Raw genomic sequence first — 23,059 nt, forward strand, 5'->3', positions numbered from 1 at the left:
GCCAGTGCCAGGCGCTGCCGCTGCCCGCCGGAGAGGCTGTGGCCCTGCTCGCCCACCCGGGTGTCCGTCCCCTGCGGCAGCGCCTGGCACTGGCCAGAGCTGTCGTCGGACAGCCGGAGTTCCTCGTCCTGGACGATCCGCTGTCGGCCCTGGACGTGCACACGGAGGCCGCCGTGGAGGCCGCCCTGCGGCGGGTCCTCGCGGACACCACCGCCCTGATCGTGGCGCACCGCCCGTCCACCGTGCTGCTCGCCGACCGGGTCGCCCTGCTGTCCGGCGGCCGGATCGCCGCGGTCGGCACCCACCAGGAACTGCTGCGTACGAACCCCGAGTACGCGCACTTGATGTCCGGCGAACCGTCAGGGGAACAGCCGGGCGAACCGTCAGGCGGACTCTCAGGCGAACAGGAGGGCGCACGATGACGGCGGCGACCACCGCACCGGCCGACGGGACACCCGACGACGAGAAACCGGACGGCGGGAAGCCCGGCGCCGAGAAGCCCGGCGCCCGGACCCCGGCCACCGGCGACCCCTTCGACCGGGACGTCCTGCCCACACCCCCGGGCGCCACCGCCGCCCTGCTGCGCTCCCTGCTCGCGCCCATGAAGGCCCGTGTCACGGTCACGACGCTCCTGCTGCTGCTCCAGCAGGCGGTCGTGCAGGCGGGCCCGCTGCTCGTGGCGTACGCCATCGACCGTGCCGTGCCGGCGTTCCGGGCGCAGGACCACGGGCCGCTGATCGCGGTGGCCGTCGGCTATCTGGCGTGCGCGCTGGCCGCGGGCGGGCTCCAGTTCGCGTTCGTCGCCACCGCGGCCCGCGTCAGCCAGGACGTGCTGCTGGACCTGCGCGGCCGGATCTTCCGCCACGCGCAGGCGCTGAGCGTCGACTTCCACGAGCGCTACACCTCGGGCCGGCTCATCTCCCGCTCGACCACGGACGTGGAGTCGCTGCGCGAGCTGCTGGACGAGGGCCTCCAGGAGCTCGTGACGGTCATCCTGTCCTTCGTCTACATCTCGGCCATGCTCCTCTGGCTCGACCTGGGCCTCGGGGGTGTGGCGGTGGCGTCCCTGGTGCCCCTCTACGCACTCGTGCGGTGGTACCAGCGGCGGGCCGGCCGGGTGTACCGGGCACGGTCGACGGCGATCGCGGCCGTCATCGTCAAGTTCGTCGAGACCATGAACGGCATCCGGCCGGTGCGCGCGTTCCGTCGCGAGGCGGCCAACGACGCGGACTTCGGCGCGCTGAACCGGCGGCACGAGCGCACCAACGGCGACGCGCTGCTGGAGATGGCCCGGTACGTCACCGGTTCCCGGCTGGTCGCCAACACGGCGGTCGCCTCGATCGTGCTGTGGGGCGCCTACCGGGTCGCGGACGGCACGCTGGCCCTCGGCGTGCTGGCGGCGGCCGTGCTGTACCTGCGGCGGCTGTACGACCCCATCGACCGGCTCGGGATGTTCCTCAACTCCTACCAGTCGGCGGCGGCCTCGCTGGAGAAGATCGCCGGGCTGCTCGCCCAGACCCCGTCGGTCCCCGAGCCGGCCACACCCCGGCAGCTCCCGCCGCTCGAGAGCGAACACCCCGGCCGCGACGTGGTCTTCGACGGCGTCCGCTTCGGCTACCGCACCGGCGGCGAGGTGCTGCCCCGTTTCGACCTGACGATCCCGGCCGGGCAGACGGTCGCGGTCGTGGGTTCCACGGGCGCCGGCAAGTCGACGCTGGCCAAGCTGCTGGCCCGGTTCTACGACCCGTCCGAGGGCCGGGTGCTGCTGGACGGCGTCGACCTGCGCGACCTCGCCGTGCCCGAACTGCGGCGCGGGGTGGTCATGGTGACGCAGGAGGCGTTCCTGTTCTCCGGCACGGTCGCCGACAACATCGCGATCGGCCGGCCGGACGCCTCGCGCGAGGAGATGGAGCGGGCGGCGAAGGAGATCGGCGCGCACGACTTCATCAGCTCCCTGCCCGACGGCTACGACACCGACGTACGCAAGCGGGGCGGCCGCATCTCGGCCGGTCAGCGGCAACTGGTGGCGTTCGCACGGGCGTTGCTGGCCGATCCCGCCGTGCTGATCCTCGACGAGGCGACCAGCTCGCTGGACATCCCGGGCGAGCGCGCGGTGCAGCGGGCGATGGCGACGGTGCTGAAGGGCCGCACGGCCGTCGTCATCGCGCACCGGCTGTCGACCGTGGAGATCGCGGACCGTGTCCTGGTGATGGAACGCGGGAGGATCGTCGAGGACGGCGAACCGGCCGGACTCGTCGCGGGCACGGGCAGGTTCGCGGATCTGCACCGGGCCTGGCGGGACAGCCTGGCTTAGAGGCCTTTATATGGGTTGGGCGGGAGCAGACATTCGCACCGCCCCTGAAGGACCGGCCACCGTGCCAGAAAACCAGAGGGTGCGCGAGCTGCCGACGGCCTGGACACCCCCCCTGGGCCAGGGCGGTTGCCGGACCGACGGCTCGCAGGCCCAGCAACTCGCCCTGGCCCGCGTGGTGCTGGCGGACCCGCACACGCTGATCCTCGACGAGGCGACCGCGCTGCTCGACCCGACGACGGCCCGGCACACCGAGCGCGCCCTGGCCGCCGTACTCGAAGGGCGCACGGTCATCGCCGTCGCGCACCGGCTGCACACCGCGTACGACGCCGACCGGGTGGCCGTGATGGAGGACGGCCGGCTGACCGAACTCGGCACGCACGACGAGCTGGTGGCGGCGGACGGACCCTACGCGGCGCTGTGGCACTCCTGGCACGGGGACCTGCCCGACACCCGGGAATCGTCCGTATAGCGAACACGACTTTCCGGTCAACGAACCGTTTCCGGCCATACCTTTGACGCGCCCCTGACAGAAAGCGCACTCGCCTGCCACGCTTCCCACGACTGCTCCACAGCAACCCCACAGCAACACCTCCACCTCCCCAGGCCGGGCGACCCCCGGCCCCGCAGAAGGAGTCAGTGTTGAGAAGCAGTTCCTCGCGAAGAAGCAGCTCCCACAGACGCACGTCCCGCGCTCCCCGCCGCGCCGCGGCCGTGGCCCTCGCCGGCGTCGCCGCGCTGATCGCCGCCGCCGTGCAGAGCGGCACCGCCACCGCAGCACCGGAGAAGGCGCCGTCGGCCGCGGCCAAGGCGAACCCCGGCTCGGAGTCGGTCAGGCTCACCCCCGCCCAGCGCGCCGCGCTGCTCCGCCAAGCCGACGCCGGCACGGCGCAGGCCGCGAAGGACCTGGGCCTCGGCGCCAAGGAGAAGCTGGTCGTCCGCGACGTCCTCAAGGACCGCGACGGCACCGTGCACACGCGCTACGAGCGCACCTACGACGGCCTGCCCGTCCTCGGCGGCGACCTGGTCGTCGAGAGCACGAAGACGGACGCCACCGCGTCCGTCGTGAAGGCCACCCGCGCCGCGATCAAGCCGGCCACGACGAAGGCCGCGGTGCCCGCCGCGCGGGCCCGGCAGCAGGCCCTGGCCGCGAGCAGGGCCGAGAAGGCCAAGAGCCCGGACGTCAACCGCGAGCCCCGCAAGGTGATCTGGGCCGGGAACGGCAAGCCGGTCGTGGCCTACGAGACGGTCGTCGGCGGTTTCCAGCACGACGGCACCCCGCAGGAACTGCACGTCGTCACCGACGCCACCACCGGCGCGAAGCTGTACGCGTGGGAGGCGATCGAGACCGGCACCGGCAACACGGTGTACTCCGGCACGGTCGACCTCACCACCACCCAGTCCGGGTCGGCGTACAACCTCACCGACGGCGCCCGCGGCGGCCACAAGACGTACAACCTCAACCGGGGCACCTCCGGCACCGGCACGCTCTTCTCCGGCCCCGACGACGTCTGGGGCAACGGCAGTCCGTCCAACGCGGAGTCGGCCGGCGCGGACGCCCACTACGGCGCCCAACTGACCTGGGACTACTACAAGAACGTGCACGGCCGCAGCGGCATCCGCGGCGACGGCACGGGCGCGTACTCGCGGGTCCACTACGGCAACAACTACGTCAACGCGTTCTGGTCGGACAGCTGCTTCTGCATGACGTACGGCGACGGCTCGGGCAACGCGAACCCGCTGACGTCGATCGACGTGGCCGCCCACGAGATGACCCACGGGCTCACCTCGGCCACGGCCGGCCTCAACTACAGCGGCGAGTCCGGCGGCCTGAACGAGGCGACCAGCGACATCTTCGGCTCGACCGTCGAGTTCTACGCGAAGAACTCCTCCGACGTCGGTGACTACCTCATCGGCGAGGAGATCGACATCAACGGCGACGGCACGCCGCTGCGCTACATGGACAAACCCAGCAAGGACGGCGCGTCCAAGGACGCCTGGTACTCGGGCATCGGCTCGATCGACGTGCACTACTCCTCGGGCCCCGCGAACCACTTCTTCTACCTGCTGAGCGAGGGCAGCGGCACCAAGACCATCAACGGTGTCACCTACGACTCGCCCACCTCGGACGGCCTTCCGGTCACCGGCATCGGCCGGGACAAGGCGGAGAAGATCTGGTTCCGCGCGCTGACCACCAAGTTCACCTCCACGACCAACTACGCGGGCGCCCGCACCGGCACCCTGGCGGCGGCCGGTGAGCTCTACGGCGCCGACAGCGCCGAGTACAAGGCGGTCCAGGACGCCTGGGCGGGCATCAACGTCGGCACGCGCTCCGGCGGCGGAGGCGGCGGCGGTACGTCCTTCGAGAACACCGCCGACGTGGCGATCCCGGACCGGGGCGCGGCGGTCACGTCGTCGATCACCGTCTCGGGGCGGACCGGCAACGCGCCGTCCAACCTCCAGGTCGCCGTGGACATCGTCCACACCTACATCGGCGACCTCCAGGTGCAGCTGGTCGCCCCCGACGGCACGGCGTACACGCTGAAGGGCTACGGCACCGGCGGCAGCGCGGACAACATCAACACGACGTACACGGTGAACGCCTCGTCCGAGGCCGCCAACGGCGTCTGGCAGCTGCGGGTCCAGGACAACGCGGCCCGCGACACCGGATACATCAACAGCTGGAAGCTCACCTTCCCGTAGGCCCGTTCGCGGTCTGCCCAGGGCAGGGCGCCGCCCCGGCGGGTTCGACTCCCCCGGGACGGCGCCCGCTTCACGTGTCCGGGCGTACACCACGTCGATTTCCGGCCAACATCACGCGGGCTCCTGACATGTACGCGTCCGAGGTGCCACTCTTCCCCCACCCGCCGCACAGCACCACAGCACTTCCCCCACATCGAGGAGCTTGTGTGTCTACCTCTGTCTACGCGCGTCACAAGCGCACCACGCTCGCCATCGCCACCGCCGTCGCGGCCGGCGCCCTGCTCACCACCGGTCTGGCCTCCGGCAGCAGCGCCGCCGCCGACGCCTCCTCCGGCAAGCCGGCCCTGGCCGCCTCACCCGTCCTGCTGACCGCGCCCGCCCGCGCCGCCCTCATCAAGGAGCAGCAGGCGGACGCCGCGCGGACCGCCGACGAGATAGGCCTCGGCGAACAGGAGAAGCTGGTCGTCAGAGACGTCGTGAAGGACGCCGACGGCACGGTCCACACCCGCTACGAGCGCACCTACGCGGGCCTGCCGGTCCTCGGCGGCGACCTCGTGGTGCACGCGTCGAAGTCCGGCGCCGCCAAGGGCGTCACCAGAGCCACGAAGGCGAAGATCGAGGTCGGCTCGCTCAAGCCGGCGGTCACCGCCGCCAAGGCCGAGAAGCAGGCCGTGACGCTCGCCAAGGCCGCCGGCTCGGAGAAGACCGAGGCGAACTCCACGCCCCGCAAGGTGATCTGGGCGGCCGACGGCAAGCCCACCCTCGCCTACGAGACGGTCGTCGGCGGCCTCCAGGAGGACGGCACCCCGAACGAGCTGCACGTCGTCACCGACGCCGCCACCGGCAAGAAGCTCTACGAGTACCAGGGCATCGAGACCGGCACGGGCAACACCACGTACAGCGGCAAGGTCACCCTCAGCACCACCAAGTCCGGGTCCTCGTACAACCTCACGGACGGCACGCGCGGCGGGCACAAGACGTACAACCTCAACCGCGGCACCTCCGGCACCGGCACGCTCTTCTCCGGCTCGGACGACGTCTGGGGCGACGGCAACCCGTCCAACCTGGAGACCGCCGCCGCCGACGCCCATTACGGCGCCCAGATCACCTGGGACTTCTACAAGAGCACCTTCGGCCGCAACGGCATCCGCAACGACGGCAAGGCCGCCTACTCGCGCGTCCACTACGGCAACAGCTACGTCAACGCCTTCTGGTCGGACAGCTGCTTCTGCATGACCTACGGCGACGGCTCGGGCAACACCAACCCGCTGACCTCGCTCGACGTGGCCGCCCACGAGATGAGCCACGGCCTGACGTCGGCCACGGCCGGCCTCAACTACAGCGGCGAGTCCGGCGGCCTGAACGAGGCCACCAGCGACATCTTCGGCGCCGGCGCCGAGTTCTTCGCCGCCAACTCCTCCGACGTCGGTGACTACCTCATCGGCGAGGAGATCGACATCAATGGCGACGGCTCCCCGCTGCGCTACATGGACAAGCCCAGCAAGGACGGCGCGTCCAAGGACGCCTGGTCCTCCAGCCTCGGCAGCGTGGACGTCCACTACTCCTCCGGCCCCGCCAACCACTTCTTCTACCTGCTGTCCGAGGGCAGCGGCTCGAAGACCATCAACGGCGTGACCTACAACTCGCCGACGTCCAACGGCTCCACGGTCACCGGCATCGGCCGGACCAAGGCGCTGCAGATCTGGTACAAGGCGCTGACGACGTACATGACGTCGACGACCAAGTACGCGCAGGCCCGCACGGCGACCCTGAACGCGGCCTCGGCGCTCTACGGCGCGTCCAGCACCGAGTACAAGGCGGTCGCGGCCGCCTGGTCCGCCGTCAACGTCGGCTGACCGAAGCACCCCCTGGGGCGGTACCCGGACCGAAGGCGGGCCCGGGTACCGCCCTACTCTTGGTGACCGTGTCTTATCCGGATCCGAAGGACTTCACCTACGCCGATGTCGGCGCCACCCGCGACCAGGGCTTCTGCCCGCCGGGCTTCCATCCCATGAACGTGCGCACGCGCCTCGGCGAGGGCGAGGAGGTCTTCCGCCGGGCCTCGGAGGCGGTGCTCACGTGGGAGATGCACCGGGCCCTGGGCGTCGGCATCGACGCCGGCGCGGACCGGGCCGCCCCCGGCGTCGACGTCACCGTCACCCTCGCCGGCATGATCAAGGCCCCCTGCCGTGTGGTGTGGACGGTCGAGGAACCCCGCCGCGCCGGCTGGGCCTACGGCACGTTGCCCGGCCACCCCGAGTGCGGCGAGGAGTCCTTCGTCGTGGACCGCACGGGCGACGGCACGGTCTGGCTGACCGTGAACGCCTTCAGCCGCGGCGCGAAGTGGTACGCGAGGGCGGGCGGCCCGGCGACCAGGGGCTTCCAGCACGCGTATGCGCGGCGGTGCGGCAATGTCCTACGGAACCTGGCAACGCAGGGTGGTGAGTTGGCCTAAGGGGCGCGGGGAACTGCGCGACAAGCCCCCACGCGCCCGCACACGACACTCAACGCATCAGCAGCCCCGCAGCCTCGACAAGCTCCTCAGAGGGCCCGGCCACCAAGCCCAACTCCGCACTCGAAGCCAAAAGCCGATGCGCGGGAAGGATCCGCACCGTATACCCGAAAGGCCCGGTGCGATCCAGAGACAAGGGCCCCTCATAAACCCAGCGCCCGTCCTGGTCGGGAGACCCCACCGGCTTCAAGGGAACGACCGTCGCGTCAGCGATATGGTCCTCCTCGTCCACCCGGCCCGACACCGCCTGCACCTCGACGTCATCGGGCCCGAGCTCCCCGAGCCCCACCCGCACCCGCAGCCCCAGCGTCGTACCGAGCTCCGCCAGCGCCGCAGCCACGGACGTCTCCACATGGTCGACGGTGACGCCCGGCCACGCCGCCCGCACCCTGGTCTTCCACTCCGCGAGATCGCGCGCCACGTCCGGGCCCATGGACCGGTGGGAGAGCGCAGCGGGCGCGTAGAGCCGCTCGACGTACTCGCGGACCATGCGCCCGGCCAGCACCTTCGGTCCGAGCAGGCTCAGGGTCTGGCGGACCATCTCGATCCAGCGGTCGGGCAGCCCGCTGTGCCCGCCGCGTTCGTAGAAGCTCGGCGTGACCCGCTGCTCCAGGAGGTCGTACAGCGCCGCGGCCTCTATGTCGTCGCGGTGGTCCGGGTCGGTTCCCACCCCGTCTGCCGTGGGGATGGCCCAGCCGAAGTCCGGCTGGAACCACTCGTCCCACCAGCCGTCCAGGACGGACAGATTCAGACAGCCGTTGAGGGCCGCCTTCATCCCGGACGTGCCGCAGGCCTCCAGCGGGCGAAGGGGATTGTTCAGCCAGATGTCGCACCCCGGGTACAGCTTCTGCGCCATCCCCATGCCGTAGTCCGGCAGGAACACGATCCGGTGCCGTACCCGCGGATCGTCCGCGAACCGCACCAGTTCCTGCACCAGCCGCTTCCCGCCGTCGTCCGCGGGGTGGGCCTTGCCGGCCACGACGATCTGGACCGGCCGCTCGGGATGCAGCAGCAGGTCCATCAGCCGGTCGCGGTCGCGCAGCATCAGCGTCAGGCGCTTGTACGACGGGACGCGCCGCGCGAAGCCGATGGTGAGGACGTCCGGGTCGAGCACGCCGTCGATCCAGCCCAGCTCGGCCGTGCCGGCGCCGCGCTGCCGCCAGGAGGCCCGCAGCCGCTCCCGCACCTCCGTCACGAGCTGCTCCCGCAAGCCCCGCCGCAGCTCCCAGATCTCCTGGTCGGGGATGTCCGCCACGGCGTCCCAGCGTTCCGGGCCGCCGACGGTCAGGGCGTCCTCGGCACGGTGGACGCCGATCTGCCGGGCGCCGAGCCGAAACACCTCCGGGGCGACCCAGGTGGGGGCGTGCACCCCGTTGGTCACGGAGGTGATCGGCACCTCGTCGGCGTCGAATCCGGGCCACAGGCCCGAGAACATCTCGCGGCTGACGTTGCCGTGCAGCAGGGACACGCCGTTGGCGCGCTGGGCCAGGCGCAGGCCCATCACCGCCATGTTGAACAGGTTGGGCTCGCCGCCGGGGTAGGTCTCCATGCCGAGCCTGAGGACGCGCTCGACGTCGATGCGGGGCAGCTCGGCGTCGGGGCCGAAGTGGCGGGCGACCAGCTCGCGGTCGAAGCGGTCGATGCCGGCCGGGACGGGGGTGTGGGTGGTGAAGACGGTCCCGGCGCGGACCGCCTCCAGCGCCGAGTCGAAGTCCAGACCCTCGGCGCAGAGCTCGGCGATCCGCTCCAGGCCGAGGAACCCGGCGTGTCCCTCGTTCGTGTGGAAGACCTCCGGCGCGGGGTGCCCGGTCAGCCGGCAGTACGTGCGCACCGCCCGGACCCCTCCTATGCCGAGCAGCATCTCCTGGAGCAGCCGGTGCTCGCTGCCGCCGCCGTAGAGCCGGTCGGTCACGCCGCGCTCGCCGAGGTCGTTCTCCTCGACGTCCGAGTCCAGCATCAGCAGCGGGACCCGGCCCACCTGCGCCAGCCAGATCCGGGCGTGCAGCTGCCTGCCGCCGGGCAGGGCGAGGGCGACCTGGGCGGGGGTGCCGTCGGGCTCCTCCAGGAGGACCACGGCCAGCTCGTGGGGGTCGAGGACGGGGTAGTGCTCCTGCTGCCAGCCGTCCCGGGACAGGGTCTGGCGGAAGTAACCGTGGCGGTAGAGCAGGCCGACGCCGATCAGCGGGACACCGAGGTCGCTGGCGGCCTTCAGATGGTCGCCGGCGAGGATGCCGAGGCCGCCGGAGTACTGGGGCAGGGCGGCCGTGATGCCGAACTCGGGTGAGAAGTAGGCGATCGCGGCGGGGAGTTCGTCGGGCTGGGCCTGGTACCAGCGGTCGCCGGTCAGGTAGTCGTTCAGATCGCCCGCGACGGCGGCGAGGCGGCGCAGGAAGCGGCGGTCCGTCGCCAGGTCCGCGAGCCGCGCGGGCGGCACGCTGCCCAGCAGCCGGACCGGGTCGCCGCCCGAGGCGGCCCAGCGCTCGGGATCGACGGACTGGAACAGGTCACGGGTCTCCGCATGCCACGACCAGCGCAGATTGCGGGCCAGATCACTGAGCGGCCGGAGGGGTTCGGGGAGAACGGGTCGGACGGTGAATCGACGGATCGCCTTCACGGGTTCCACCTCGGCGCGTTGGCGGGATGACGCAGGGTTGTGACACACGGCTTCATCGGCGTCACCTACGACAGTACCGGCGTCGGTGCCGCAGTCGCTGAAGCTCCGCCTCCCGACGCCCGATCGGCCGGAACCGGCCCATCCACGGATATGGCCGATTCCGCCCCCGTAGGCGTCCTTGTGGCACTTCACGCGTCACGAGAGGCTGCCCCTGGCGTACCGGCCCGCGCCTGTTCGTACGCGGTGCCGCGCGGCAGCCGTACGCCGAGTCGAGGAGGGGAACTCGAACCATGGCACGGACGCGCACTCGGCGTCTGCGCTGGACGGGGGGCCTGGCGGCGGCGATCTGTGCCGCGGCGTTTTCGGCCATCACCCTGCCCGCGCACGCCGTACCGGAGGGGCGGATACTCGGCGCCGGACAACCCGGCTCCGTGCACGGAAGTTACGTGGTGACACTGAAGGAGGGCACACGGGCTCCGTCGGCGGCCGGGAAGGCCCTCGCCGAGAAGTACGGGGTGCACGTCAGCCACACCTACGGCACTGTCCTGAACGGCTACGCGATCAGGACCGACGAGAGACGGGCCGGGCGGCTCGCCGCCGACCCCCGGGTCGCCTCGGTCGTCCAGGACACCCGTGTGCGGCTGGAGCACACACAGCCCGGGCCGCCCTCCTGGGGGCTGGACCGCGTCGACCAGCCGGGGCTGCCGCTGGACCGGAGCTACGCCTGGCCCGAGTCGGCGGGCGCCGGGGTGACCGTGTACGTGATCGACACCGGTGTCCGGACCACGCACCGGGACTTCGGCGGCCGGGCGAGCCACGGCTGGGACTTCGTCGGGAACGACAGGGTCGCCTCGGACGCCAACGGCCACGGCACGCACGTCGCCGGCACGGTCGCCGGGAGGACCCACGGTGTCGCCAAGCGGGCCCGCGTCGTCTCCGTGCGCGTCCTCGACGCGGCGGGGGCGGGCACCACGGCCCGGGTGATCGCCGGGATCGACTGGGTGACCCGGCACGCGAAGAAGCCCGCCGTCGCCAACCTCAGCCTGGGCGGCCCGCGCAACGAGCGGCTGGACGCCGCCGTCCGCGCCTCCATCGCCTCGGGCGTCACCTACACGGTCGCCGCGGGCAACGACGGCAGGCCGGCGGGCCTGTACTCCCCGGGGAGCGTCAGGCAGGCGCTCACGGTCGGCGCGACCGACCGGAGGGATGCGAAACCGGCCTTCTCCAACCACGGTCCGGCCCTCGATCTGTTCGCCCCGGGCGTGGACATCACCTCGGCGTCGGCCGCGAGCGACACCGCGCGGGCCACCTTCTCGGGTACCTCGATGGCGGCGCCGCACGCCGCCGGCGCGGCCGCGCTGTATCTGGCCGATCATCCGAAAGCGGCTCCGGCCCAGGTCACAAGGGCCCTGACGGAAGGAGCGGCGACCGGGAAGATCTCCGGCCGGGGTCCCGGTTCGCCGGACAGGTTACTGCGGGTGCCGCACGGCTAGGGCGAAGGAGCAGCCACGCGCAGGGGCCGGCCTCGTCCGTCACGGACGAGGCCGGTCTTGTGTGTCGACATACGCGTGAGTAGTTAACAAAGTGCCGGATTGCCCACCCGAATAGGGTGGGAAGGCTCCTCCGGGTACCCCTCTCAGGAGCACCATGCAGGACCCACCTCCCCACACACATCCGCCTACCCACGTTGACGCGGACAGGAGCGGTCATGCCCGCCAAGCACCACTCGTCACCACCCCCCACCCGCCGCACCGGGGCGCGCGCGCCCGGCGGCGAGTCCCGACCCGCGCGCCCGGCCGACGCCGGTCCGCAAGTCCCGCAACCACCCCCCGTGGGCGACGCGACCGCCGTCGGGCGCATACCCGTGCTCGACGTCCGCCCGGTCGTCCAGCGAGGACGCCGGCCGGCCAAGGCCGTGACCGGCGAGACCTTCGAGATCTCGGCGACCGTGTTCCGGGAGGGGCACGACGCGGTCGCCGCCAATGCCGTCCTGAGGGATCCGCAGGGCCGCCCCGGCCCGTGGACGCCGATGCGTGAGCTGGCTCCGGGGACGGACCGGTGGGGCGCCGAGGTCACCGCCGGGGAGCCCGGCCTGTGGTCGTTCACGGTGGAGGCGTGGGGCGACCCGGTCAGCACCTGGCGCCATCACGCGCAGATCAAGATCCCGGCCGGCATGGACACGGACATCGTGCTGGAGGAGGGCGCGCGGCTGTACGAGAGGGCGGCCGCCGGCGTGCCCGAGGAGGAGGGCCGGGACGTGATCCTCGCGGCCGTCGCCGCGCTGCGGGACGAGGACCGCCCGGCGGCGGCGCGGCTGGCGGCGGCGCTGACACCGGAGGTGGACGAGGTCCTGGCCCGCCATCCGCTGCGGGACCTGGTCACGACCTCCGAGCCGCTGCCCCTGCTCGTGGAGCGGGAGCGGGCCCTGTACGGCTCCTGGTACGAGTTCTTCCCGCGTTCGGAGGGCACCCGGCAGCAGCCGCACGGCACCTTCCGCACCGCGGCCCGCCGGCTGCCGGCGATCGCGGCGATGGGCTTCGACGTGGTCTACCTGCCCCCGATCCACCCCATCGGCACCACCTTCCGCAAGGGCAGGAACAACACCCTCTCCCCCGGCCCCGACGACGTCGGCGTGCCCTGGGCGATCGGCTCGCCCGAGGGCGGCCACGACGCCGTCCACCCTCAGCTGGGCACCCTGGAGGACTTCGTCTGGTTCGTGGACCGGGCCCGGGAGCTGGGGCTGGAGATCGCCCTGGACTTCGCCCTGCAGTGCTCCCCCGACCACCCCTGGGTGCAAAAACACCCCGAGTGGTTCCACCACCGCCCCGACGGCACCATCGCCTACGCGGAGAACCCGCCGAAGAAGTACCAGGACATCTACCCCATCGCCTTCGACGCCGACATGGACGGCCTGATCGCCGAGACCTGCCGGGTGCTGCGGCACTGGATGGATGCCGGGGTGCGGATCTTCCGGGTGGACAACCCGCACACCAAGCCGGTCGTCTTCTGGGAGCGGGTCATCGCGGACATCAACCGCACCGACCCCGACGTGATCTTCCTGGCCGAGGCGTTCACCCGCCCGGCGATGATGCACACGCTGGCCCAGATCGGCTTCCAGCAGTCCTACACCTACTTCACCTGGCGCAACACCAAGCAGGAGCTGACCGAGTACCTCACGGAGCTGTCCGGGGAGGCCGCCTCCTACATGCGGCCGAACTTCTTCGCCAACACCCCCGACATCCTGCACGCCTACCTCCAGCACGGCGGCCGCCCCGCCTTCGAGGTCCGCGCCGTCCTCGCCGCGACCCTGTCGCCGGCCTGGGGCATCTACTCCGGCTACGAGCTGTGTGAGAACACCCCGCTGAAAGAGGGCAGCGAGGAGTACCTCGACTCGGAGAAGTACCAGCTCAGGCACCGCGACTGGGAAGCCGCCGAACGCGAGGGCCGCACCATCACCCCGCTGCTGACCCGGCTCAACACCATCCGCCGCGAGAACCCGGCCCTCCAGCAGCTGCGCGACCTCCACTTCCACCACGCGGACCAGGAGGCGGTGATCGCCTACTCGAAGCGGCAGGGTTCGAACACGGTTCTGGTGGTCGCCAACCTCGACCCCCACCACACCCAGGAGGCCACGGTCTCGTTGGACATGCCGCAACTCGGCCTGGACTGGCACGAGTCGGTGCCGGTGCGCGACGAGCTCACCGGCGAGACCTACCACTGGGGCAGGGCCAACTATGTGCGCCTCGAACCGGGCCACAGGCCCGCGCACGTCTTCTCGGTTCTGCGACCGTCCACCCCGCAGATCGGAGGGTCACCCACAACATGATCGTCAACGAACCCGTGCCGGACACCTTCGAGGACACTCCCGCCAGGGACCGGGACCCTGAGTGGTTCAAACGCGCCGTCTTCTACGAGGTGCTCGTCCGCTCCTTCCAGGACAGCAACGGCGACGGCGTCGGTGACCTGAAGGGCCTGACCGCAAAGCTCGACTACCTCCAGTGGCTCGGCGTCGACTGCCTGTGGCTGCCGCCGTTCTTCAAATCCCCCCTGCGCGACGGCGGCTACGACGTCTCCGACTACACGGCCGTGCTGCCGGAGTTCGGTGACCTGGCCGACTTCGTGGAGTTCGTCGACGCCGCCCACCAGCGCGGCATGCGCGTGATCATCGACTTCGTCATGAACCACACCAGCGACCAGCACCCGTGGTTCCAGGAGTCGCGCAAGGACCCCGACGGGCCCTACGGCGACTACTACGTGTGGGCCGACGACGACAAGCAGTTCCCGGACGCGCGGATCATCTTCGTCGACACCGAGGCCTCCAACTGGACCTTCGACCCGGTCCGCAAGCAGTACTACTGGCACCGGTTCTTCTCCCACCAGCCGGACCTCAACTACGAGAACCCGGCCGTGCAGGAGGAGATGATCTCCGCCCTGAAGTTCTGGCTGGACCTGGGCATCGACGGCTTCCGGCTGGACGCGGTGCCGTACCTGTACCAGGAGGAGGGCACCAACTGCGAGAACCTGCCCGCCACGCACTCCTTCCTGAAGCGGGTGCGCAAGGAGATCGACGCGCAGTATCCGGACACCGTGCTGCTGGCGGAGGCCAACCAGTGGCCCGAGGACGTCGTCGACTACTTCGGCGACTACGCGGCCGGCGGCGACGAGTGCCACATGGCGTTCCACTTCCCGGTCATGCCGCGCATCTTCATGGCGGTACGGCGCGAATCCCGCTACCCCGTCTCCGAGATCCTGGCCAAGACCCCGGCCATCCCCTCGGGCTGCCAGTGGGGCATCTTCCTGCGCAACCACGACGAGCTCACGCTCGAGATGGTCACCGACGAAGAGCGCGACTACATGTGGGCCGAGTACGCCAAGGACCCACGGATGCGCGCCAACATCGGCATCCGGCGCCGTCTCGCCCCACTGCTGGACAACGACCGTAACCAGATCGAGCTGTTCACGGCCCTGCTGCTGTCGCTGCCGGGCTCGCCGATCCTGTACTACGGCGACGAGATCGGCATGGGCGACAACATCTGGCTCGGCGACCGGGACGCGGTGCGCACGCCGATGCAGTGGACGCCCGACCGCAACGCGGGGTTCTCCTCGTCCGATCCGGGACGGCTGTTCCTGCCCACGATCATGGACCCGGTCTACGGCTACCAGGTGACCAACGTCGAGGCGTCCATGGCCTCACCGTCGTCGCTGCTGCACTGGACCCGCCGCATGATCGAGATCCGCAAGCAGAACCCGGCCTTCGGTCTGGGCTCGTACTCCGAGCTGCCGTCGACGAACCCGGCGGTGCTGGCGTTCCTGCGGGAGGCCCCCTTGTCAAAGGAAGGAGGGGACGACCTGGTGCTGTGCGTGAACAACTTCTCGCGGTTCGCGCAGCCCACGGAGCTGGATCTGAGCGCCTTCGAGGGGCGGCACCCGGTGGAGCTGTTCGGCGGGGTCCGTTTCCCGGCGATCGGCGAGCTGCCGTATCTGCTGACGCTGGCAGGTCACGGTTTCTACTGGTTCCGGCTCCGCAGGGATACCGTGTGAGGCCTGAGTCGGCCTGACGAGGCCCTGAATCACGGGGCGGGCCGCAAACCCCCGGGGCGGGGCGTTTCTCCCGCCCCGCCCGGGGCACGCATCAGTAACACCCCGCCCATCCGCGTGAGCCGGAGGGGCGCCGCCGGCACCTGCTGAAGGCCCCGGAGGCGCACCAATCATGGGTGAAAGGACGCGACGCCATGTCGGAAGCCGTCACACGCACCGTCACCGCCCCGCCCGGCCTTCTTGCCTCCCTCGATCCGCTGCTGCGGGAGTGGCTTCCGCGACAGCGCTGGTTCGCGGGCAAGGGACGTCCGGTCACCGGATTCACGCTGGTCGAGGCCACCGAGCTGCTCCCTGCCAACGGCAAGCTCGGCCTGTACCACCTGCTCGTGCGCGCCCACCAGCCGTCCGTACCGTCGCACGGCGCGCCCGGCCACCCCGGCGACTGCTACCAGCTGCTGATAGGCGCGCGCGAGGCGCTGCCGCCCCGGCTGGCGCCCGCGCTGATCGGACACCTGTCGACGGGGCCGCTGGCCGGACGGACGACCTACGACGCCCTGCACGACGTCCGGCCCGCCGAACTGCTCCTGGAGGCGCTGCGCACCCAGGCCCGGATCGGCGGGCTCCGTTTCGAGCGGGACCTCGACCAGGACATCCGGTCAGGTCTGGTGCCGCGCGTGGTGACCGCGGAGCAGTCCAACTCGTCGATCGTCTACGGCGATACGTTCATTCTGAAGCTGCTGCGGCGGATCGTGCCCGGGGTCAACCCGGACCTGGAGCTGCCGCTGGCGCTGGCTCGCGAGGGCTGCCCCCGGGTGCCCGCGCCGACGGCCTGGATGGTCGCGGACGTCGACCCCACGGCAGACCCGGTGCTCTCGACGGGCCCGGCCGACCTGGCCGGCCAGCCGTATGTGCTGGGGGTGCTCCAGCCTTTCGTGCAGGGCGCCTCCGACGGCTGGGAGCTGGCGCTGCGCGAGCTGGCCAAGGGCGAGGACTTCGGCGCCGAGGCGCGGGCGCTGGGCCGGGCCACCGCCGAGGTGCACACCACGCTGGCCCGGGCCCTGCCCACGGTCACGCTCGGTCACATGCAGCTCCGGCTCATGGTGGACGGCATGATCGAGCGGCTGGAGGCGGCCGTCCAGGCGGTGCCCGCGCTGCGGCCGTACGCCGGCGGGCTGCGGTCGGCGTTCACGGCACTGGGCGACCTGGCCGCCGAGGGCCGCACCTGGACCGCGCAGCGCGTGCACGGCGATCTGCACCTCGGGCAGTGCCTGCGCTCGCCGGCCGGCGAGTGGTGGCTGATCGACTTCGAGGGCGAGCCCGCCCGGCCGCTGGCCGAGCGTCGCATGCCGCAGCCGGCGGTGCGGGACGTCGCCGGCATGCTGCGGTCCTTCGACTACGCGGCGCGCTCGGCCGATCCGCCCCAGCCGGACTGGGCCGAGACCTGCCGGTCCGCGTACTGCTCCGGGTACGCGGAGGCCTCCGGCCTCGATCCGCGCACCGACCCGGTGCTGCTGCGCGCCTATGAGACGGACAAGGCGATCTACGAGGTGGTGTACGAGGCCCGGCACCGCCCCGACTGGCTGCCGGTGCCCCTGGCCGCCATAGACCGGCTCGCCTCGACCGGGCACCTGACCTGACCCGACCCGACTGACCCACCTGCGTCCTGGAGGCTCCGCCCGTGACCCCCCGCCCTGAGTCCAGCGGTTCCCGTCCCAAGGGGACGGCAGGGGAGAAGATCCCCGAGCAGCCCACGGCCGCCCAGAAGAAGAGTGCCGCGAAGAAGACGTCGGTGCCGAAACAGGCGGCGGCCAAGAAGGCGACGGCCCCCGCGAAGAAGGCCGCCGCCAAGAAGACACCCGCCGCGCAGCCACCCGCGACGAAGGCCACGGCCAAGAAGGCGGCCCCGGCGAAGACGACCGCGAAGAAGGCCGTCGCGAAGAAGGCGGGTGCCGCGAAGGCGACCGCGGCGAAGACGACCGCGACGAAGGCCGCTGCCGGGAAGACGGCCGCGACCACGACGACGGCGAAGAAGGCCGCCGCCAAGAAGGCCACCACCGCCAAGGCGACGGCCACGAAGACGGCTGCCACGAAGGCCACGGCCACGAAGACGGTCGCCAAGAAGGCCACGACGGCGAAGGCGGCGGCCACCAAGGCCACGGCCACGAAGGCCACCGCTGCCAGGACCACCGGGACCAAGGCCACCACCGCCAAGCCCCCGGCGAAGAAAGCCCCCACGAAGAAGGCTCCCGCCAAGAAGGCCACCACCAAGAAAGCCACAGCCGGGAAAACCGCCGGCGGGGGCACCACCGCCGCCCCGGCCCAGACCCTTCCGCCGGAGATGGAGGTCGCCGTCTCGCCCGCCGTCGGCGCGGCCGACCGGGAGCGGCTGCTCAACGGCACGCATCACAACCCGCATTCCGTGCTCGGCGCCCATCCCGCGCCCGGCGGGATCGCGTTCCGGGCGTTCCGGCCGTACGCCCTGTCGGTGACCGTCGTCGTCGGCGAGGTGCGGGCGGAGCTGGACGACGACGGGGAGGGGTTCTTCTCCGGGCTGCTGCCGCTGCGGGAGGTCCCCGAGTACCGGCTGCTCGTGGAGTACGAGGGGACGGTCCTGGACACCGAGGACGCCTACCGTTTCCTGCCCACGCTGGGCGAGCTCGACCTGCACCTGATCGGCGAGGGCCGGCACGAGCAGCTGTGGACGGCGCTGGGCGCGCACCCGATGACCCACCAGGGCGTGACCGGCACCCGGTTCGCGGTGTGGGCGCCGAACGCGCTCGGCGTGCGCGTGGCCGGCACCTTCAACTTCTGGGACGGCACCGGCCACGTCATGCGCTCGCTGGGCTCGTCGGGCGTGTGGGAGCTGTTCCTGCCGGACATCGGCGAGGGCGAGCTGTACAAGTTCGAGATCACCCGGCCCGACGGTTCGAAGACGCTGCGGGCCGACCCGATGGCCCGCCGCACGGAGGTGCCGCCCGCGACCTCGTCGGTCATCACGTCCTCGGAGTACGAGTGGGGTGACGACGCGTGGCTGGCCCGGCGTGCCGAAGCCCCGGCGCACGAGGCGCCGTTCTCGGTGTACGAGGTGCATCTGCCGTCCTGGCGGCCGGGGCTGACGTACCGTCAACTGGCCGATCAGCTCCCGACGTACGTGAAGAACCTGGGCTTCACGCACGTCGAGCTGATGCCGGTCGCCGAGCATCCGTTCGGCGGCTCCTGGGGCTACCAGGTGACCGGCTTCTACGCGCCGACGGCCCGGCTGGGCACGCCCGACGACTTCCGGTACCTGGTGGACTCGCTGCACCGGGCCGGGATCGGGGTGCTGATGGACTGGGTGCCCGCGCACTTCCCGCGCGACGACTGGGCGCTGGCCGAGTTCGACGGCCGGCCGCTGTACGAGCACGCGGATCCGCTGCGGGCCGCGCACCCCGACTGGGGCACGCTGGAGTTCGACTACGGGCGCAACGAGGTGCGCAACTTCCTCGTCGCGAACGCCCTGTACTGGTGCGAGGAGTTCCACATCGACGGGCTGCGCGTGGACGCGGTGGCGTCGATGCTCTACCTCGACTACTCGCGTGAGCCGGGCCAGTGGACGCCCAACGAGCACGGCGGCCGGGAGAACCTGGACGCGGTGGCCTTCCTGCAGGAGATGAACGCGACGGTGTACCGCAGGGTGCCCGGTGTCGTCACGATCGCCGAGGAGTCGACCGCCTGGGACGGCGTCACCCGGGCCACCCACCACAAGGGCCCCAGCGGCTTCGGCGGGCTCGGGTTCGGGCTGAAGTGGAACATGGGCTGGATGCACGACTCGCTCCAGTACATGAGCCACGAGCCGGTGCACCGCAAGTACCACCACCACGAGATGACGTTCTCGATGGTGTACGCGTACAGCGAGAACTACGTCCTGCCGATCTCCCACGACGAGGTCGTGCACGGCAAGCGTTCCCTGGTGTCGAAGATGCCGGGCGACTGGTGGCAGCAGCGCGCGGGCCACCGGGCGTATCTGGGCTTCATGTGGGCCCATCCCGGCAAGCAGTTGCTGTTCATGGGGCAGGAGTTCGCGCAGGGCGCCGAGTGGTCCGAGGCGCACGGCCCCGACTGGTGGCTCCTCGATCCGGGCTACGGGGCCGAGGCCGAGCACCGGGGCGTGCGGGACCTGGTCCGCGACCTCAACACGGTCTACCGCGCGACCCCGGCGCTGTGGCGCCTCGACACGGACCCGGCCGGTTTCGAGTGGGTGGTCGGGGACGCCGCCGACGACAACGTCCTGGCGTTCCTGCGACTGGACCCGGAGGGCACGCCGGTCCTGTCGGTGTCGAACTTCGCGCCGGTCGTCCGCCAGGACTACCGCCTGGGCGTGCCCGAGGACGTCCCGGCCTGGCACGAGGCCGTCAACACCGACGCCGCGCGCTACGGCGGCAGCGACGTCACCAACCCCGACCCGGTCAAGCCGGAGGCCCAGCCCTGGCACGGCCGCCCGGCGAGCATCCGGCTGACGCTGCCGCCGCTGTCGACGGTGTGGCTGCGCCCGGCGTAGACGCCCTGTGCCACCGCTGTGACGGGAGGGGTGCCTTCCGTCACAGCCGGCGCGTCCGGCGTGGGAGCTACCCGAAGGCCTCCGACAGGGACTCGGGCAGCTTCCCGGTGTGCAGCACGCCGAGCCGCTGGGTGGCGCGGGTCAGGGCCACGTACAGGTCGCTGGTGCCGTACCGGGCGGGCTCGACCACGAGGACGGAGTCGAACTCCAGGCCCTTGGCCTGGCGCGGGTCGAGGAGGACGACCGACTGCGTGAGGTCGGGTTCGGCGCCCGCCGTCACGCCGTCCAGCCGGGCGGCGAGGCCGCGGTGCAGGTCACGCGGGGCGATCACCGCGAGCCGCCCCTCGGCCGGGGTGAGTTCCCCGACCGCCTTGGCGACGCCGCCCGGGAGGTCGTCGGTGGCCCGTGCCCAGGGGCGTACGCCCGTGGAGCGGACCGAGCTCGGCGGCTCGAAGTCCGGGTGCTCGGCGCGGACCACGGCCGCCGCGATGTCCATGATCTCGGCCGGGGTGCGGTAGTTGACGCCCAGCCGGGTGTGCTCCCAGCGGTCCTCGACGTACGGGGCGAGGATGCCCGCCCAGGAGCCGACACCGGCCGCCTCCGCCGTCTGCGCGGGGTCGCCGACCAGGGTCATCGAGCGGGTCGGGCTGCGCCGCATCAGCAGCCGCCACGCCATCGGCGACAGCTCCTGCGCCTCGTCCACGATGATGTGCCCGAACGCCCACGTGCGGTCGGCGGCGGCGCGCTCGGCGGCGCTGCGGTGGTCGTCCTCCTCGTGCCGCTCGGCGAACCGCTCGGCGTCGATGATGTCGTGCGCGGACAGCACCTCGGAGGACTCGGGGTCGTCCTCCTCCTTGTCCTCGAACTCGTAGGTCCGGGACGCGTAGGACACGTCCAGCACGCCCTGCGCGTAGGCGATCTGCCGCTCCCGCTCGCGCTGCGCGCGCTCCCGGGCCAGCCGGTCGTCCTCGCCGAGGAGTTCGGCGGCCTCGTCGAGCAGCGGCACGTCCGCGACCGTCCAGCGCCGGGTCACCGGGCGGCGTACGGCCTCGGCGTCCTCGGCGGACAGGAACTCCTCGGGCGCGGCGAGGAAGTCGGCGACGAGCCGCTGCGGGGTCAGCAGCGGCCACAGCTGGTCGATGGCGGCCCAGACCTCGGGGTTCTCGGCGAGGTCGTCGCGGATCTGGGTGATGTCGCTGGGGTCGAGCAGGCTGGACCCGTCGAAGGGGTCGGTGCCGATGCGCTCGGCGTACAGCTCGGTGAGGGTGTTGAGGATGTGCCCCTCGAAGTGCTCGCGGGCCGCGTTGTGCGGCAGCTTCGCGGCGCGGGTGCGCTCGCGGGCGACGTTCACCAGACCGTCGTCCAGCATGAGCACTTCGCGTTCGTGCTCGATGGCGATCACGGGGTCGGGCAGCGCCTGCCGGCTGCTGACGACCTTGGCGAGGACGTCGGCCATGCCGGCGCGGCCCTTCACGGCGGCGGCCTCGGGCGTGTCGGTGGCGGTGGCCTTCACGCCGGGGAACAGCTCGCCGACGGTCGCGAGGAGCACGCCGGTCTCGCCGAGGGAGGGCAGCACCTCGCCGATGTAGCCGAGGAACGCCGGGTTCGGCCCGACGATCAGTACCGCACGCTTGGCGAGCAGCTCCCGGTGCTCGTACAGCAGATAGGCGGCGCGGTGCAGGGCGACGGCCGTCTTGCCGGTGCCCGGGCCGCCCTCCACCACGAGCACACCGCGGTGCGGAGCGCGGATGATGCGGTCCTGGTCGGCCTGGATGGTCTGCACGATGTCGCTCATCCGGCCGGTGCGCGCGGAGTTCAGCGCGGCGAGCAGCACGGCGTCGCCGGTCGGGTCCTCGTGGCCGGTGCGGGTCTCGTCACCGAGGTCGAGGATCTCGTCGTGCAGGTGGGTGACCCTGCGGCCGTCGGTGGCGATGTGCCGCCGGCGCCTCAGCCCCATCGGGGTGTGGCCGGTGGCCAGGTAGAAGGGACGGGCGACCTCGGCACGCCAGTCGATCAGGACCGGTGTGCGCTCGGCGTCGTCCCTGCGCAGGCCGATACGGCCGATGTGGTGGGTCACGCCCGAGGTGAGGTCGATCCGGCCGAAGCACAGGGAGCCGTCCACCGCGTCCAGGGCGGCGAGCAGCCCCGATCGCTCGGCGACGAGGATGTCCCGCTCCAGTCTGGCCTGCATGGGGGTGTTGCCCTGCGCGAGCGCGTCCGTGACGGAGGTCTCGGCGTCGCCGCGCAGCGCGTCCACGCGCGCGTACAACCCGTCGATGAATTCCTGCTCCTGCCGCAATTCATCGTCCGGAAATTCGGTGTTTGACAATTCCGCTCCCGCCCGGATATACTGTGCTCACTGAACTTCACCATGACTTCATTCGACTTGAAGTCACGAATGAACAAATATACGCAAGGAAATCCCCCGAGCGCAATTGCTCGGGGGATTTCCTTGTTTCCGGGCCTGCCGACCTGCGTGCTTCCGGGACCGTCGTTACAGCACGTCGGCCAGTTCCTCCAGCAGCCGCCGCTTCGCCCGCGCGCCCACCATCGCCTTCACGGGCTCACCGTCGCGGAACACCATGAACGTCGGCATCGACAGCACCTTGTAGGCGTTCGTGGTCGTCGGATTGGAGTCCACGTCGAGCTGGACCACCTTCAGCCGGTCGCCCTCCTCGGCGGCGAGAGCCTTCAGCACCGGCCCCATCTGCTTGCAGGGCGGGCACCAGTCGGCGGTGAACTCCACCAGCACCGGCAGGTCGGCGCCGATCACCTCGGCCTCGAAGTCCGCGTCCGTCACATCGGTCACCATGCTCGTCTCCCCAGTTCGCACTGTGGCTCCGG

The 23,059-nt window shown here is 71.4% G+C and carries 12 protein-coding genes and 2 pseudogenes; 11 read left to right on the forward strand and 3 right to left on the reverse strand.

The genetic code is table 11. The annotated features are described in order from the left end of the window. The 6 genes and pseudogenes from CCL05_RS05245 to CCL05_RS05270 all read left to right on the forward strand — a co-directional run. A pseudogene (locus tag CCL05_RS05245) lies at nucleotides 1-422 on the forward strand (ABC transporter ATP-binding protein); the annotation flags it as partial. Further along, nucleotides 419-2,314: an ABC transporter ATP-binding protein gene (locus tag CCL05_RS05250; protein ID WP_086559299.1), complete on the forward strand. Its 1,896-nt coding sequence runs from the start codon at nucleotides 419-421 to the stop codon at nucleotides 2,312-2,314. The pseudogene CCL05_RS05245 and the gene CCL05_RS05250, both read left to right, overlap by 4 nt. A 76-nt stretch (nucleotides 2,315-2,390) precedes the next feature. Beyond that, nucleotides 2,391-2,783, forward strand: a pseudogene (locus CCL05_RS05255) (ABC transporter ATP-binding protein); the annotation flags it as partial. A gap of 170 nt (nucleotides 2,784-2,953) precedes the next feature. Further along, on the forward strand, nucleotides 2,954-5,014 hold the full coding sequence (locus CCL05_RS05260; protein ID WP_086559300.1) for a M4 family metallopeptidase: 2,061 nt from the start codon (nucleotides 2,954-2,956) through the stop codon (nucleotides 5,012-5,014). A 206-nt stretch (nucleotides 5,015-5,220) separates the two neighbouring features. Then, entirely contained in the window at nucleotides 5,221-6,870 is a 1,650-nt protein-coding gene (locus CCL05_RS05265) for a M4 family metallopeptidase (RefSeq protein ID WP_086559301.1), read from the forward strand. Nucleotides 6,871-6,932: 62 nt separating this feature from the next. Further along, nucleotides 6,933-7,469 (forward strand): DUF1990 family protein, encoded by a 537-nt coding sequence (locus CCL05_RS05270; protein WP_107400424.1) that lies wholly within the window; start codon nucleotides 6,933-6,935, stop codon nucleotides 7,467-7,469. A 49-nt stretch (nucleotides 7,470-7,518) separates the two neighbouring features. On the opposite strand, the gene CCL05_RS05275 is transcribed toward CCL05_RS05270, so the two are convergent. Continuing rightward, nucleotides 7,519-10,140, reverse strand: a complete 2,622-nt coding sequence (locus CCL05_RS05275; protein WP_086559303.1) for a glycosyltransferase family 1 protein — start codon at nucleotides 10,138-10,140, stop codon at nucleotides 7,519-7,521. 290 nt (nucleotides 10,141-10,430) lie between these two features. Here CCL05_RS05275 and CCL05_RS05280 point away from each other — a divergent pair, with 290 nt between their 5' ends. The 5 genes from CCL05_RS05280 (at nucleotide 10,431) to glgB (ending at nucleotide 20,215) form a co-directional block, all read left to right on the forward strand. Further along, nucleotides 10,431-11,633 (forward strand): S8 family peptidase, encoded by a 1,203-nt coding sequence (locus tag CCL05_RS05280; protein ID WP_086559304.1) that lies wholly within the window; start codon nucleotides 10,431-10,433, stop codon nucleotides 11,631-11,633. A 215-nt stretch (nucleotides 11,634-11,848) separates the two neighbouring features. After that, the gene (locus tag CCL05_RS05285) at nucleotides 11,849-13,966 is read left to right on the forward strand and encodes an alpha-1,4-glucan--maltose-1-phosphate maltosyltransferase (RefSeq protein ID WP_167409515.1); all 2,118 of its coding nucleotides are present in this window, start codon (nucleotides 11,849-11,851) and stop codon (nucleotides 13,964-13,966) included. Next, complete coding sequence (gene treS / locus CCL05_RS05290) at nucleotides 13,963-15,681, forward strand: maltose alpha-D-glucosyltransferase (protein ID WP_086559306.1); 1,719 nt, start codon at nucleotides 13,963-13,965, stop codon at nucleotides 15,679-15,681. Before CCL05_RS05285 ends, treS begins: the two co-directional genes overlap by 4 nt. A 191-nt stretch (nucleotides 15,682-15,872) precedes the next feature. Continuing rightward, nucleotides 15,873-17,315 (forward strand): maltokinase N-terminal cap-like domain-containing protein, encoded by a 1,443-nt coding sequence (locus tag CCL05_RS05295; RefSeq protein ID WP_086559307.1) that lies wholly within the window; start codon nucleotides 15,873-15,875, stop codon nucleotides 17,313-17,315. A gap of 41 nt (nucleotides 17,316-17,356) precedes the next feature. Further along, nucleotides 17,357-20,215 (forward strand): 1,4-alpha-glucan branching enzyme, encoded by a 2,859-nt coding sequence (gene glgB / locus CCL05_RS05300; protein WP_086559308.1) that lies wholly within the window; start codon nucleotides 17,357-17,359, stop codon nucleotides 20,213-20,215. A gap of 67 nt (nucleotides 20,216-20,282) precedes the next feature. Here the strand turns inward: glgB and CCL05_RS05305 are convergent, their stop codons facing one another. Beyond that, nucleotides 20,283-22,544 carry a HelD family protein gene (locus CCL05_RS05305; protein WP_244204177.1) on the reverse strand — a complete coding sequence of 754 codons (2,262 nt, stop codon included), beginning with the start codon at nucleotides 22,542-22,544 and terminating at the stop codon, nucleotides 20,283-20,285. A 165-nt stretch (nucleotides 22,545-22,709) separates the two neighbouring features. After that, nucleotides 22,710-23,027, reverse strand: coding sequence for a thioredoxin family protein (locus CCL05_RS05310; protein WP_086559310.1), 318 nt, complete (start codon nucleotides 23,025-23,027; stop codon nucleotides 22,710-22,712). Between the last annotated feature and the right edge of the window lie 32 nt (nucleotides 23,028-23,059).

Source organism: Streptomyces africanus, from assembly GCF_002150735.1.
In the GTDB taxonomy this organism is placed as follows: Bacteria; Actinomycetota; Actinomycetes; order Streptomycetales; family Streptomycetaceae; genus Streptomyces; species Streptomyces africanus.

Coding starts and splice junctions, on each gene's coding strand:
- CCL05_RS05250 (WP_086559299.1), top strand. CDS start 419: ATGACGGCGGCGACCACCGCACCGGCCGACGGGACACCCGACGACGAG.
- CCL05_RS05280 (WP_086559304.1), top strand. CDS start 10,431: ATGGCACGGACGCGCACTCGGCGTCTGCGCTGGACGGGGGGCCTGGCG.
- CCL05_RS05285 (WP_167409515.1), top strand. CDS start 11,849: ATGCCCGCCAAGCACCACTCGTCACCACCCCCCACCCGCCGCACCGGG.
- treS (WP_086559306.1), top strand. CDS start 13,963: ATGATCGTCAACGAACCCGTGCCGGACACCTTCGAGGACACTCCCGCC.
- CCL05_RS05295 (WP_086559307.1), top strand. CDS start 15,873: ATGTCGGAAGCCGTCACACGCACCGTCACCGCCCCGCCCGGCCTTCTT.
- CCL05_RS05310 (WP_086559310.1), bottom strand. CDS start 23,027: ATGGTGACCGATGTGACGGACGCGGACTTCGAGGCCGAGGTGATCGGC.